Origin of the sequence: Streptomyces sp. GDS52, from assembly GCF_052246875.1 — a bacterium.
Classification (GTDB): Bacteria; Actinomycetota; Actinomycetes; order Streptomycetales; family Streptomycetaceae; genus Streptomyces; species Streptomyces cathayae.
On sequence record NZ_JBQQCR010000002.1, the window covers coordinates 446,071 to 459,766 of the forward strand.

10 protein-coding genes are annotated in these 13,696 nt (G+C 72.7%); 5 read left to right on the plus strand and 5 right to left on the minus strand.

Features of this window, described 5'->3' with window-relative positions; all coding sequences use genetic code 11:
- The first annotated feature begins 54 nt into the window (after positions 1-54).
- Complete coding sequence (locus ACTWJ9_RS32550) at positions 55-1,149, plus strand: baeRF3 domain-containing protein (protein WP_279337567.1); 1,095 nt, start codon at positions 55-57, stop codon at positions 1,147-1,149.
- Positions 1,150-1,421: 272 nt separating this feature from the next.
- On the plus strand, positions 1,422-2,840 hold the full coding sequence (locus ACTWJ9_RS32555; protein WP_387041817.1) for a PP2C family protein-serine/threonine phosphatase: 1,419 nt from the start codon (positions 1,422-1,424) through the stop codon (positions 2,838-2,840).
- A 20-nt stretch (positions 2,841-2,860) separates the two neighbouring features.
- Here the strand turns inward: ACTWJ9_RS32555 and ACTWJ9_RS32560 are convergent, their stop codons facing one another.
- A complete protein-coding gene (locus ACTWJ9_RS32560) occupies positions 2,861-4,357 on the minus strand; it encodes a DNA-binding protein NsdB (RefSeq protein WP_387041814.1) in 1,497 nt (498 codons plus the stop codon).
- 236 nt (positions 4,358-4,593) lie between these two features.
- Between ACTWJ9_RS32560 and ACTWJ9_RS32565 the strand changes: the two genes are divergently transcribed.
- Together ACTWJ9_RS32565 and ACTWJ9_RS32570 are read left to right on the plus strand one after the other, a co-directional pair.
- Positions 4,594-5,733, plus strand: coding sequence for an aminoglycoside phosphotransferase family protein (locus tag ACTWJ9_RS32565; protein ID WP_279337563.1), 1,140 nt, complete (start codon positions 4,594-4,596; stop codon positions 5,731-5,733).
- Between the two features lie 240 nt (positions 5,734-5,973).
- A complete protein-coding gene (locus tag ACTWJ9_RS32570) occupies positions 5,974-7,986 on the plus strand; it encodes an N-acetylmuramoyl-L-alanine amidase (protein WP_443296110.1) in 2,013 nt (670 codons plus the stop codon).
- 75 nt (positions 7,987-8,061) lie between these two features.
- Here the strand turns inward: ACTWJ9_RS32570 and ACTWJ9_RS32575 are convergent, their stop codons facing one another.
- The 3 genes from ACTWJ9_RS32575 to ACTWJ9_RS32585 form a co-directional block, all read right to left on the minus strand.
- On the minus strand, positions 8,062-8,559 hold the full coding sequence (locus tag ACTWJ9_RS32575) for a hypothetical protein (RefSeq protein ID WP_279337560.1): 498 nt from the start codon (positions 8,557-8,559) through the stop codon (positions 8,062-8,064).
- 81 nt (positions 8,560-8,640) lie between these two features.
- Entirely contained in the window at positions 8,641-9,576 is a 936-nt protein-coding gene (locus ACTWJ9_RS32580; RefSeq protein WP_279337559.1) for a universal stress protein, read from the minus strand.
- Positions 9,577-9,733: 157 nt separating this feature from the next.
- The gene (locus ACTWJ9_RS32585) at positions 9,734-9,976 is read right to left on the minus strand and encodes a DUF397 domain-containing protein (RefSeq protein WP_279337558.1); all 243 of its coding nucleotides are present in this window, start codon (positions 9,974-9,976) and stop codon (positions 9,734-9,736) included.
- Positions 9,977-10,238: 262 nt separating this feature from the next.
- Here ACTWJ9_RS32585 and ACTWJ9_RS32590 point away from each other — a divergent pair, with 262 nt between their 5' ends.
- A complete protein-coding gene (locus ACTWJ9_RS32590; RefSeq protein ID WP_279337557.1) occupies positions 10,239-12,059 on the plus strand; it encodes a sulfatase in 1,821 nt (606 codons plus the stop codon).
- A gap of 48 nt (positions 12,060-12,107) precedes the next feature.
- Here ACTWJ9_RS32590 and ACTWJ9_RS32595 read toward each other — a convergent pair whose 3' ends face one another.
- Positions 12,108-13,604: an acyl-CoA synthetase gene (locus ACTWJ9_RS32595; protein WP_279337556.1), complete on the minus strand. Its 1,497-nt coding sequence runs from the start codon at positions 13,602-13,604 to the stop codon at positions 12,108-12,110.
- Positions 13,605-13,696: the final 92 nt, after the last annotated feature.

Below are 13,696 nucleotides of genomic sequence, written 5' to 3' on the forward strand. Positions count from 1 at the left end.
GACGACCGGATCGCCCCAAATGCCCTCTCGGTGAATCGGCTCTATGGTGCTCTCATGGAGCACGATCTGAGTCCCGCGACCCTTGCCGAGCTTCGTCGCCCGCGCCCCTACCCCGCGGTGTCGGTGCTGACGCCGACCCACCGGCGCGATCCCCTCAACGCCCAGGATCCGGTACGGCTGCGCAACATGGTGGCCGAGGCCAAGAAACAGCTGGAGGCCGATCCCGCGGTCACCCGGGACCGGCGCAGCGAGGTCACCCTGCAGCTCGACCGGGCGCTGGCCGAGGTCGATCTGGCGCACGCCGAGGACGGGCTGGTCATCTTCGCCGCTCCGGGTGAGCACCAGGTGTGGTCGCTCGCCCGTTCCGTACCGGAGCGCGTGGTGCTCTCGGACACCTTCCTCACCCGCAACCTGGTGTCCGCCCACACGGCGGAGCGCCCCTTCTGGGCACTGTCGCTCTCCCCCGACCGGGCCACGCTGTGGAGCGGCGGCGTGGACCGGGTCACCGAGGAGCACCTCGGCGCCTTCCCGCTGGTGCGGAGCACGGAGAACTTCGACCCCGAGCGCCTGGAGCGGATCGGTGACCAGCCGAGCTCCTACCGGGACGAGGACACCCGCCGGTTCCTGCGCGAGACCGACACCGCGATGCGCGCGGTGCTGCGTGAGCATCCCCGGCCCCTGTACGTCACCGGCGAGCCGGCCGCGCTGTCCCTGCTGGGCGAGGTGGGCGGCGTGGCCCGGGAGGCGGTGCACGTCCAGCACGGCGGGCTCGCGCACGGCACGCCCGACGCGGTGTGGCAGGCCCTGCGTCCGGCGCTGGAGAGCGAAGCGCGCAAGAGCACCGAGGAGGTCGTCCGGGCCCTGGAGACGGCCCGCGGGCGCAAGGAGTTCGCGGCCGGCGTCGACGAGATGTGGCAGAACGCCCGGGACGGCCGGATCCGGCTGCTGGCCGTCGAGGAGAACTTCCGGGTGACCGTGCGCGACATGGGTGAGCATCTGGTCTTCGCCGAGACCGGCGACCTGGACGCCCGCGAGGACATCGTGGACGAGATCGTCGAGCAGTGCCTGGAGACCGGCGCCGAGGTCCGCTTCGTCCCGGACGGGACACTGGGGAACACAGACCGGATCGCGGGCGTACTGCGCTACTGAGTACGGACGGACGCCCGTCCGTCGAACAGGTGAGTGAACGACGGACGGGCGCCGCACGCACCTTCAAGTAACCTGCGTACCAACGGAGTTGATCCAACCAACGGGCATCCGGCACCTACCTCCGGGTAACTCCACGAAGACGGTGACATATGCCACCGTCATGGCCTTGGGGCGTCTTGCCGAATCCCTTACAGCGCGTGGCGTGCTGTGCCACAGTCGTAACGGTCCCTCCGTCCGTCTCTGGCCCGAACCGTCCCACATCGGAGTGCGTCATGCCGTCCCCCCTCTCCGCGGACCGCTCAGCCGTCCAGCCGCCAGGACGCGGCCCGGTCGACGCGCTCATCTCGCAGACCCGGCGGCTCAGGGGCGACGTGGACGCCGTACGGCGCGACACCGCGGCCGACGTCTCGGACCCGAAGGACCGCTGGCAACGCGCCCTGTACGACCTGGCGCTGCACCAGCTCAACGACCTGGACGAGCACCTGGCCCAGCTGCGGGACGGCCCCCTGCCCGTGCCGGCGCCGGCCCGGTCCGCGCCCCCCGCACCGCCCCCGCACGATTCCGTGCTCAGCCGGGTCGGCAGCGCCGAGTGGAACCTGCTGACGGACGAGGCCAGTTGGTCCGGGGAGCTGTACCGCATCCTGGACCGCGATCCGGCCGCTCCCCCGCTCACCCTCGACGAACTGCCGTCCCTCGTGCACGACGAGGACCGGCCGCGGCTCACCGCGATGGTCACGGGCTGTCTCGTCGACGCCCGGCCCATCGACGGGGAGTTCCGGCTGCACCGTCCCGACGGCAGCGTCCGGACGGTGCACATGATGGGCGAACCGGTACTCGGAGCCGACGGCAGCACCGCCTCGATGTGGGCCGTACTGCGGGACGTCAGCGAACTGCGCCGCTGCCGACGGGCGGTCAGCGAGTCCCGTGAATCGCTGCACCACCAGCGACCGACCGCGGCGCGACCCGGGCAACGGCCCGTGACCGAGCCGCCGGAAGCCGTGCCTCCCCCGTGGCACGGATCCCTGCCCCTTCCGCACCGGGGCCCCCGGACCCTGGACCTCGCCGCCCGGCACCTCCCGTCGCCTGCCGGGGCACCGACCGCGGGTGCCTGGTACGACGCCCTCGAACTGTCCGACGGCACCGCCCTGCTCAGCGTCGGCGAGCTGACCGGGCAGGGCGCCGGCCCGTCGTCGGGCGTGACGATGCTGCTCGGTGCGGTGCGCGGCATGGCGACGGCCGGCACCGCACCGGGTCCGCTGCTGGCCTGCCTCGACCGGTTACTCGACGCCACCGGGCAACCGGCCCTCGGCAGTGGCCTCTGCCTGTACTACCGGCCCGACACCCGCTCGCTGGTGTGGGCGCGGGCCGGACACCCCGTCCCGCTGCTGTTCCGCGGCGGAAGGGGGCGCGCCCTGGAGGCCCCGGAGGGTGACCGGCCCGGTGCCTCCCCTGCCGCCCGCTACGGGCAGGCCGAGGAGACCCTCGAAGTCGGCGATGTGCTGGTGCTGCACACCTACGGGCCGGCACCCGGGCGGTCCGCTGCCGCCACCGTCCGGCATCTCCTCGAGCTGGCACCGCAGTTCACCGGGGAGCGCACCGCGCGGGACTGCCTGCCGGTCGTTCTGCGGGAGTTCGGCGGCACCCCGCGCGAGGAGGAGGCCTGCGTGCTCGTCGCCCGCGTGACCTCGTAGGAAGAACCCTCACCACTCCGTCATGCCGGCGCGCTGTTGCCGCCCCTCCCCCTGGGCCTCGGCAGAGCCTGCCTGATCTCCTCCCGCAGTTCCTGGATCCTCGGGTACGAGGAGTACTCGGCGGTGAGCCGGTACATCTGGCGCAGCCGCTCCCAGGTGCGGCGCGAGGAGTTGGAGCCCATCGACATCAGCGCGAGACGCGCGTACCGGTCGGCCTGCTCCGGGTCGTCCGCGATGAAGCAGGCGGAGGCCATGGAGAGATGGTCGAAGATCTTCGACCGCTCCCGGCCGTCGACGCGCAGGGACAGCGCCTTCTCCGCGTAGTGCTGGGCGTGCGCGGCCGCGCCCGGCTCGAACTCGGCCAGCGTGCGGTAGGCCAGGGCCTGCATGCCGTACAGATCCTCGTCCTTGAAGGTCTGCATCCAGTCCGGCTGTTCCAGATCCGCCCCCCGGTCGGAGACGAACAGGTCCTCGGCCCGGCCCAGGGTGCGGCGCATCGCCTGTCCTTTGCCCAGGGACGCCTGTGCCCAGGCCTCGATGGTGTGGAACATCGCGCGGGTGCGCGGCAGCAGTTCCTCACCCGACCCGGACTGGGCGAGCTTGAGCAGGTCCAGGGCGTCGTCGGGCCGGCCCAGGTGCACCATCTGGCGGGCCGCACGGGACAGCGCCTCACCCGCGCGCGGCCGGTCACCGCCCTCCCTGGCGGCGTGCGCCGCGATGACGAAGTACTTCTGGGCCGTGGGTTCCAGGCCCACGTCGTGCGACATCCAGCCCGCCAGGACGGCGAGGTTGGCGGCGACGCCCCACAGGCGCCGCTGGAGATGGGGCGGGTGGTGGTAGGCGAGCATGCCGCCCACCTCGTTGAGCTGGCCGACCACCGCCTTGCGCTGGAGGCCGCCGCCCCGGGCGGCGTCCCAGGCGCGGAACACCTCCACGGAGCGCTCGAGTTCCTCGATCTCCTGAGACCCGATGGGAACGGCCTCGTAGCGGTCGAACCCGACGGAGTCGGCGTGCAGCGGATGGTCGATTCGGGGAGCGTCGGTGGTCAGTGCCGGATCGGTGTGCAGCCAGTCGTGCATGGCGCTGCTGAGTGCGGATCCGGCGGAGAGCGCGGCGCCCGCGCCCACCAAGCCGCGTCGGTTGAGCATGAGGTCCATTCCCGTGAATTCGGTGAGGACCTCGGCTGTCCGCTCGGGCGCCCACGGCACTCCGTCGGGATGTTCCGCACTCCCGCCGCGTGGCCGTTTCCCCGCACGCCCGTGCCGGACCAGACCGAGATCCTCGATGGTCACGACACGGCCGAGACGCTCGGTGAACAGGGCCGCCAGCACCCGCGGCACGGGATCGCGCGGGATCTCTCCCATGTCGATCCACCGCCGCACCCGGGAGGTGTCGGTCGCCAGCTGGGGGTGGCCCATGGCCGCCGCCTGCCGGTTGACCAGCCTCGCGAGTTCGCCCTTGGACCAGCCGGCCAGGCCGAACAGGTCCGAGAGCCGGGTGTTGGGTTGTCCGCTCACGTCAAGCCCCCAGGTTCTCGGCTGAGTTGACAGTAGCCCCGGGCGAGTTGCCGGGCGACTATTCGCCAGGGTTCGCCAGGGTTCGCCAGATGGTGTGCCAGGGGGCATCGGGTGTCGAGTAGGAACGCGCCACCACGACCCGGTCTCCGCCGGGGGCATTCCCCAGGGTGCGCCTGGGCCGGCCGGGCCGGGTGGCGCGATGACGTCGCAGGCACACGAAGGGATCTGTATCGCCCATGTACGCAGCATCGTCCTCCGTGTCCGCACCGCCCAGGCCACTGCGTCCGCGTCCGTCGGACAACGGCCCCTACCTCTCCCCCGCGCGCCCGGCGGCCACCGTGCCGGGGCCGGGCGCGGTGCGGCGCGCTCCGGGCGCCGGACCCCAGCCGCTCAGCGGCAGGCTCGACCTGTCCGGTCCCCAGGGCGCCCAGTTGCGCACGGCGATCGCGTCGGTGCACCGCATCTGTCCGGAGTTCGCACCGGTGCAGGTGCTGCGCCGCAGCGGCCGGTCCATCCTCCTGGTCGGGACGACCGGCCGGAGCACCGCGGTGGCCAAGTGCTTAACGGACCACTCCCCCGTCTGGTCCGAGCGGTTCCGGCACGAGATAGCGGCATACCGCTCGTTCGTCCGGCACCGCCCCCCCGTGCGGGCGCCCCGGCTGATCGCGGCGGACCCGGACAACTGCACCCTGGTGATCGAGCGGATGCCCGGCCGGGTGGCGGCCCTCCAGCGGCACCCGGTGGAGGCACCACCGCGAGCGGACATCAAGGCGGCACTCGGCGCGATCTGCCGGCTGAACGGATGGCGCCCGCCGGCCGGGACCTTCGACGCCCCGCTGGACTACGCGGCGCGGATCGCCCGCTACCACGAGCTGGGCCTGCTCACCGACCGGGACATGGGCGATCTGCAGAAACTGCTGCACGGCATCGCGCACGCGGCCGGGCGCCAGGGCATGGGCCAGTTCTGCCACGGCGACGCGCTGCTCTCCAACATCCTGATCTCACCGTCCGGTCCCGTGCTGGTGGACTGGGAGCACGCGGGCTGGTACCTGCCGGGCTACGACCTGGCGACCCTGTGGGCGGTGCTCGGGGACGCGCCGGGGGCCCGGCGGCAGATCAGCCAGATCGCGCAGTCGGCGGGCCACGCCTCGCGCGACGCGTTCCTGGTGAACCTGATGCTGGTGCTGACGCGTGAGATCCGTACCTACGAGACGGCCGTGCAGCGTTCGATGCGCGAGGGGGGCCCGGTGGGGCCGGGCCCGGCCCAGCAGGGCGTTCTGCCGTCCGGCGAGGAGCAGCGGCTGCTGCTGCGGCGCCTGCACGACGACTGCCAGCTGGCCCGCCGGGCCGTGCGCGCGGCGGTCGGCACTCGCTGACCGGGACGGGTGAGAGGTCCGCGGCGTCTTCCGAAGGGGAGCGCCGCGGACCTCTCACCCGTCCCCGCGCGTTCCCCGCGTTCCGAGCGCGCCGCGGCCCTGGCTCGCCGCCACGACCCGGATTGCCAGGGAATGTCACTTCTTCTGGGCATGATTGACGGATCATCGGCAGGCCGGTAACACCATCCGACCGTCGACCCCGCACGGTTCGTCCCGACCGATCGTCCCCAGGAGACTGTGTTGCGAGGCTCTCCCCCCACCGAACCCGGCCGTGCGGCGGCCGGGCATCGCCGTTCCCGTCGTACCACCGGCGCCCTGGCCGCCGCCGCGCTCATGCTGCCGCTGCTCGGCGCGGCCCCGTCCGGGGCCCGGCCCGGCCCGGCCCCACCGGACGCGACCCGGCTGCAGCAGGCGTTCAGTGCCGCGGCCGCCGCGTACGAGGTGCCGCGGAGCGTGCTGCTGGGCGTCTCCTACCTCCAGTCCCGCTGGGACACGCACACCGGAGCGCCGAGTGTGACCGGCGGCTACGGCCCGATGCACCTCACGGACGCGCGTACCGCGCTGGCGGCGGCGACGTCGCAGCACGACGAGGGGGCGGGGGATCCCCGGGCTGACGACGTCCGCCCCGTGCTGCGGCCCGGGAAACGGCGTGCCGAGGCGCTGCGCCTCGACGCGCGGCTGTCGCGCGCCGGTGCGGTCCCGGACCGTCTGGCCACCCTGCCGAGGGCGGCCGGGCTGACCGGGCTGAGCGCCGCGCGGCTGCGTGCGGACCCGGCCGCGAACGTGGCGGGCGGCGCCGCGCTGCTGGCCGAGGCCCAGCGGGAGCTGGGCCGGCCGCCGAGCGAGGACCCGGCCGACTGGTACGGCGCGGTGGCCCGTTTCTCCGGCGCGGACGACACGGCGTCGGCGGCGGCGTACGCGAACGACGTCTACGAGGTGATCCGCGCCGGTGCGCGGCGCGTCACGGACGCGGGACAAGAGGTCTCCCTGGCCGCCCGCGCGGGCCTCGTCCCGGACCGGTCCGTACTGGCCCGCGCCGGTCTGCGTACCGCCTCCACCACCGCGACGGAGTGTCCCGAGGCGGTGTCCTGCGAGTGGGTCCCGGCACCGTACGAGCAGTTCGGGGACGGCGACTACGGCAACCACGACCGGGGGAACCGGCCTGTCTCGCACCCTGTCCGGTACATCGTCGTCCATGACACCGAGGGTGCCTGGGAAGGCGTACTCGATATGGTGCGGGATCCCGCCTATGTGTCGTGGAACTACAGTCTGCGCTCGACCGACGGTCACATCGCCCAGCATGTGAAGGCCGAGGACATCGCCTGGCACGCGGGCAACTGGTACGTCAACGCCGGGTCGATCGGGCTGGAGCACGAGGGCTTCCTGGCGGAGCCCGACGCCTGGTACACCGAGGCGATGTACCGTTCCTCGGCCCGCCTGGTGCGGTATCTCGCCGAGAAGTACGACATCCCCCTGGACCGGCAGCACATCCTGGGTCACGACACCGTGCCCGGCCCGACCACGGAGGCCGTGTCCGGCATGCACACCGATCCGGGGCCCTACTGGGACTGGGCGCACTACTTCGCGCTGCTGGGCCGGCCCTTCGGGGCCACCGCCGGCGAGGACGGCGCACTGGTGACGATCCGTCCCGACCACGCCGCCCACGGCCCGGTGTTCACGGGCTGCGGGAGCGCCGGCGAGCCGTGCGCGGCGCACGGGTCCAGCGCGGTGCGCCTGTACTCCGACCACGACGAGAAGTCCGCCCTGATCAGGGACGGCGCTCTGGGTTCGACCCCGACGACCGGGGTGAACGACCTGTCCTCACGGGTGTCGGCCGGCCAGCAGTACGCGGTGGCCGACCGGTGGGGCGAGTGGACCGCCATCTGGTACCTGGGGCAGAAGGCCTGGTTCAGCAACCCTCGGGAGCGGCCCACCGCGGTGCCCGCCGCGGGCCGGGTCGTGACCCCGAGGCAGGGGCTGGACTCCGTGCCGGTGTACGGGCGTGCCTACCCGGAGGAGGCCGCCTATCCGGCGGAGGTGCCCGTGCAGAAGGTGTCCCCGCTGCCGTACCGGCTGCCGAAGGGCCAGGAGTACGTCACCGCGGGCGAGGTGCCCGGCGAGTACCTGTACGCGGTGACCTTCGACGAGGCCTCGCACCGGGTGGTCCGGGGCGAGGATCTGTACCACCAGATCCAGTACGGCCACCGGATCGCCTTCGTACGGGCGGCGGACGTGACGGTGAAGTCCTCGTAGCACCGGCCGGTCCTGGCCTCTTCCCCGGCCGGGGAAGGGCCGGGACCGGGGCGAAAACGCATCAGCCGGTCCGGGTCAGCCCTGCTGGAACAGTTCCGCGGGCAGCGGCTTGAGGAGGGTGTACAGGTCGTCGGTGATGGGACGGTCCCAGGCGGCGATGGTGACCAGGACGTTGTCGCTGCGGTCGAACTGCACGCAGGAGATCCGGCTCTCGGAGAGCTTCACGCGGCGCACGATCAGCAGGTTGTCGCCCTGCATGACGGGCACGTCCTCGGTGCCGACGACGGTCACCTCCTCGTCGTTCTCCAGCGCCAGCAGCAGCTGTGCCACCTCGAAGGGGACCTCGTCCTCGGCGACCTCCCGGGCAGCGGAGCCCTCCGGCAGATTTCCGATGATCATGGCGGGGCCACGACCGCCGAACAGGTCGTAGCGCAGGAAGACGCCCTGGCAGGTACCGTCGGGGGCGGGCAGCAGGCCGGCGCCCAGGTTCCCGGGCCAGTCGCCCGGGTCCATGGCCAGTACGTCGAAGTCGGGCCCGGCGGGAGTGGCGCTGCGGCGGCGGAGGAACGACATGCCGCAATGGTACGTGCCCGCACCCGCCGACGGGCGGCCGGGCGACGCCCGCCACTCCCCCGGGCGGGCACGCCCCGGGAGCTACTCCTCCGGGGGTGCCGGCGGCACGACCGCCACGGGGCCGGCCGCGTGCAGCAGGACGGCCTGGGTGACGGAACCCATCATGCGGGCCGGTGCCAGCAGGCGTCGCCGGTGGCGCCCCACGACGACCAGTTCGGCGTTCTCGGAGGCCGCGACCAGGTGTCCGGCGGCGTCACCGGGCAGTACCAGGAGCTCGGTGACGACTTCGGGGTGCCGTTCGCGGTGCGGGGCGAGGCATCCGCGGGCGAGGGTCCGGGACTCGTGCTCGACGGCGCCCTGGTCGATCTGCGGCGCCGGCATCTCCCCGGGCAGCATCCAGGTCTGCGGGGGCCACGGGTAGGCGGCGACGATCCGGAGCCGGGCGTCGCGCAGGGCGGCTTCGTCGAAGGCGTGGGCGAGGGTGGCCTCGTCGGGGCTGTCGACGTTCAGTCCGACGACCACGAACGGGCCGGCCTCGTCGGTGCCGGCGGGCCTGTCGGTGACGGCGGGCGTGTCGGTTCCGGTCCCGGCCCCCCGTCCGGGCCGGGGCACCACGACGACGGGGCATTCGGCGTCCCGGGCCGCGGCCAGGGAGTTGGAGCCGAGCAGCAGACTGGCGAACCCGCCGCGGCCCCGGGAGCCGAGCACCAGCAGCTGCGCGGTGGTGCCGAGTTCGGGGAGGAGGGCGCCGGGAGCCCCGTCCAGGGCGACGAACTCGACGGCGGGGAGCCCGGTCCGTCCCGCCAGCCGTGCGCGGACCAGATCGAGGACCGGGTCCTCCTCGGGGGCGGGCGGTCCGGCGGCCAGCACCTCGGGCTGGCCCCAGGCGGCGTACTGACGGACGTGCACCACCCTCAGCGGGGCCGCACGCCGGCGCGCGGCGTCGACGGCCCACTCCAGGGCGCGCAGACTGTCGTCCGAACCGTCGACCGCCGCGACGACCGGCTGGGTGCTCATGGGGTTCCTCACTTCCGGACCACGACCCGCATGTTCCCGGGCCGGCCTGGCTCGGGCCCGGTCCCGGAAGGGTACCCCCGGCCGTCCGTCCGGAAGGACCGACGGCCCCACCCGGCCCGCGGTCGTTCCGCTCCGCGGCGGGGCGTGCGCGCCCTGCTCACGTCAGGTCGAACTCCCCCTCCCGGGCCCCCGACACGAAAGCACCCCACTCGGCCGGGGTGAAGATCAGTGAAGGACTCTGCGGGCGGCCGCTGTTGCGCAGGGCGATGAAACCCTCCACGAAGGCGATCTGGACATCCCCCAGGCCTCGGCTGCCGGGCTGCCACTGCGCGTTGCTGAGGTCCAGGTCGGGCTTGTCCCAGCCGGTGAGCGGTCGCTGCTGGGTGGTGCTGTCGGCCACGTCCGTGCTCCTCCCGATGTCCGTCGTCCGCGGCCAGCCTAGCGACCGGTTCCGGCCCCCGACAGGTCACGTCGGCGTCCGTTTCCGGGGCGCGGCGGACGGGTGGGGCCGAGCGGGCGGAGCCGAGCGCGTGGATCCGGGCCGGTGCATGCACGCGGCGCGGTTGAACGCGGGGTGACGTGCGAACGTACTGATGGCGGCAGGCCCGTTCACCGGGCCCGGCTTGCCATGCCATCGCAGTACCGCACGGAAGGACCCCCGGGTGCAGCTCTTCACTCGCTCCCGTCAGCTGTCGGAGACCACCGGGAGCGGGGCGGACCCGGACGACGGCCCCACCGCCTCCGGCGAGGCGGCCGGGGAGGCGCCCGAGGGCGCGGCTCCCTCCCGGTGGGAGCGCCTGCGCGGGCGTCACCCGCGTGCGGCCCGCGGTATCGCGGTCGGGACGACCGTGCTGGCCGGGGCGCTGCTGGTCTTCGCCCTCCTCGTGCCGAACCGCGTGGAGCGGCTCACGTTCGAGGCGTTCCTCCGTCTCCCGGCCGAGGGGATCCTGCTGGCGACCCTGCTGCTCGCGCTGCCGCCGAAGCCCCGGCGGATCGCCGCGGTGGTCTCGGGTGTCCTCCTCGGGCTGCTCACCGTCCTGAAGATGGTGGACATGGGCTTCTACCAGGTACTGGCCCGGCCGTTCGACCTGGTGCTCGACTGGATCCTGCTCGAGCACGCGGCGGAGTTCGTCCGGGAGTCGTTCGGCCGGGGCGGGCAGATCCTCGCCGTGATCGGGCTGATCGTCCTGTTCATCATCCTGCTGGTGCTGATGACACTGGCAGCGGTGCGGATCACGGACCTGATGGCGCGCCACCGTCCCGCCGCCGTCCGCACCACGCTGGTCCTCGGCGTCGCGTGGATCACCTGCGTCACTCTGGGCGTGCAGATCACCGGCGTCCCGCTGGCCACCAAGGGCACCGCGGAGATGCTGGGCAACCGGGTGGAGCAGACGCGTGCGGGCATCAAGGACGGGCGGGTCTTCAGAGAGCAGGCCGCGGCCGACGCCTTCGCCGACACTCCGCCCGACCAGCTGTTCACGGGACTGCGCGGCAAGGACGTCCTGTTCACGTTCATCGAGAGCTACGGCCGGGTCGCGATCGACGACCCGGCGATGGCGGAGCCGATCGACGCGGTACTGAAGGAGGGCACCGGCACCCTGGAGGCCGCCGGTTTCGCGTCGCGCAGCGGCTGGCTCACGTCACCGGTGACGGGTGCGGGCAGCTGGCTCGCCCACTCCACCTTCCTGTCCGGCCTGTGGATCAAGAACCAGCAGCGCTACCGCAGCCTCACCACCAGCGACCGCATGACCCTCACCAGCTACTTCCGCAAGACCGGTGACTGGCGCACCGTCGGCATCGTGCCCGGGGTGCGGCGGGCCTGGCCGGAGGGCAAGTACTTCGGCCTGGACCACATCTACGACTCCGAGCACCTCGGCTACCAGGGGCCGTACTTCAGCTGGACGCCGGTGCCCGACCAGTTCAGCATGGAGGCCTTCGAGCGCCTGGAGCACGGTAAGAAGGACCGCGAGCCGATCATGGCGGAGATCATCCTCGCCTCCAGCCACAACCCGTGGTCCCCCAACGCCCGCATGATCGACTGGGACGACCTCGGCGACGGCTCCGTGTTCCACCGGATCAAGAAGGAGGGCACCGATCCCAAGGAGGTCTGGCAGGACCCGGAGAGGGTACGCACCGAGTACCGCAAGTCCATCGAGTACTCGCTGCGGAGCCTGATCGAGTGGATGGAGCGGTACGGCGACGAGGACACGGTCCTGGTCTTCCTCGGCGACCACCAGCCGGTCCCGACCGTCACCGCCGGGGACACCGGCAAGGACGTGCCGATCAGCATCGTCGCCAAGGATCCGGAGGTCCTGGACCGGGTGGCCGACTGGAACTGGACCGAGGGCCTCAAACCCGCCCCGGACGCACCGCGTTGGGGCATGGACACCTTCCGGGACCGTTTCATGACGGCGTACGGGCCCCAGGGCGGCGGCAGTGGTGCCGGCGCCAAAAGCGGCACCGCGCCGCGCCCCACCGGCTGAGCGGACCTCTCCGGTTCACGGCCCGCGCCGGCGCGGGCCGTGCCACGCTCATCCGGTGAAGCGGTGGCGCAGCTCCCGTTTGAGGATCTTCCCGCTGGCGTTGCGCGGCAGTTCGTCCACGAACAGGACCCTCTTCGGCGCCTTGAAGGACGAGAGCCGTTCGCGCGTGTGCGCGATCAGTTCCTCCTCGGTCGTCTCGCCGCGCGCGACGACGACCGCCGTGACGGCCTCCACCCAGCGGTCGTCGGGGAGGCCGATCACTGCGGCCTCGGCGACCGCCTCGTGCGTGTACAGCGCGTCCTCGACCTGCCGTGAGGCGACCAGGACGCCACCGGAGTTGATGACGTCCTTCACCCGGTCGACGATGGTGAAGTAGCCGTGGGCGTCGCGCACCGCGAGGTCCCCGGAGTGGAACCAGCCGTCGCGGAAGGCCTCGGCGGTCTCCTCGGGCTTGTCCCAGTACCCCTCGCACAGCTGCGGCGACCGGTAGACGATCTCACCGGGTGTCCCGTCGGGCACCTCCTTGCCGTCCTCGTCGACCACCCGTGCGTCCACGAACAGGACGGGCCGCCCGCAGGAGTCCATGCGCCCCTTGTGCTCGTCGGGGCCCAGGACGGTGGCCAGCGGGCCGATCTCGCTCTGCCCGAAGCAGTTGTAGACCGCCAGGTCCGGCAGCCGCCGCGTCAGCCGCTCCAGGACCGGCACCGGCATGACGGACGCCCCGTAGTACGCCTTGCGCAGTCCGCTCAGGTCGCGGGTGGCGAAGTCGGGGCGGTCGGACAGGGCGATCCAGACCGTGGGCGGGGCGAACAGGCTGTCCGCGCGGCCCGCCTCGATCAGGTCGAGGATCCGGTCGCCGTCGGGCGCGTCGAGAATGACGTTGGTCGCGCCGACCGCGAGGTAGGGCAGCAGGAAGACGTGCATCTGTGCCGAGTGGTAGAGCGGGAGCGCGTGCACGGGGAGGTCGCCCGCCAGGAAGTCGAGGGCGGCGATGGCGCTCAGGTACTCGTGCACCAGGGCGCGGTGCGTCATCATCGCGCCCTTGGGGCGGGCGGTGGTGCCGGAGGTGTACAGCAGCTGCACCAGGTCCTCGGAGCGCGGCCCGGGGCCGTCGTACGCGGGCGCCCCGGCCAGCAGGTCGAGCAGTGAACCGTCGGCGTCGCGCAGGGGCAGCGCCCGTACCCCGTCCGGGAGCCGTCCGGCGAGGTCGGGGTCGGTGAGGACGAGTGTGCTGCCCGACTGGCCGATCAGGTAGGCGAGGTCGTCGCCGGTCAGGTTCTGGTTGACCGGTACGTGCACCAGGCCCGCGCGGGCGCAGGCGAGGAAGCCGATCAGGTAGGCGTCGGAGTTGTGGCCGTAGGCGCCGACCCGGTCCCCGGGGGACAGCCCCTTCGCCAGCAGGACGCTCGCCGCCGCCGAGACGGCGGTGTCGAGCGCGTCGTAGGTCCAGGTGCGGTCGCCGTACTCGACGGCGGTACGCGCCGGAGTGCGCCGGGCGCTGCGCCGCAGGAGTCCGTCGACCGTGCTTCCGTGTCCGGGCGTCATGACAGACGATCCTCGGCCGACCGGCCGGGGAGGTCAAGGACTCCGGCTTCTCCCGCGACCGCGTACGCCCCATTGACACATCCCGTACCTGA

Excerpts from the sequence above, each read along its gene's own strand:
- ACTWJ9_RS32550 (WP_279337567.1), top strand. The coding sequence starts at position 55 with ATGGAGCACGATCTGAGTCCCGCGACCCTTGCCGAGCTTCGTCGCCCG.
- ACTWJ9_RS32555 (WP_387041817.1), top strand. The coding sequence starts at position 1,422 with ATGCCGTCCCCCCTCTCCGCGGACCGCTCAGCCGTCCAGCCGCCAGGA.
- ACTWJ9_RS32565 (WP_279337563.1), top strand. The coding sequence starts at position 4,594 with ATGTACGCAGCATCGTCCTCCGTGTCCGCACCGCCCAGGCCACTGCGT.
- ACTWJ9_RS32575 (WP_279337560.1), bottom strand. The coding sequence starts at position 8,559 with ATGTCGTTCCTCCGCCGCCGCAGCGCCACTCCCGCCGGGCCCGACTTC.
- ACTWJ9_RS32580 (WP_279337559.1), bottom strand. The coding sequence starts at position 9,576 with ATGAGCACCCAGCCGGTCGTCGCGGCGGTCGACGGTTCGGACGACAGT.
- ACTWJ9_RS32595 (WP_279337556.1), bottom strand. The coding sequence starts at position 13,604 with ATGACGCCCGGACACGGAAGCACGGTCGACGGACTCCTGCGGCGCAGC.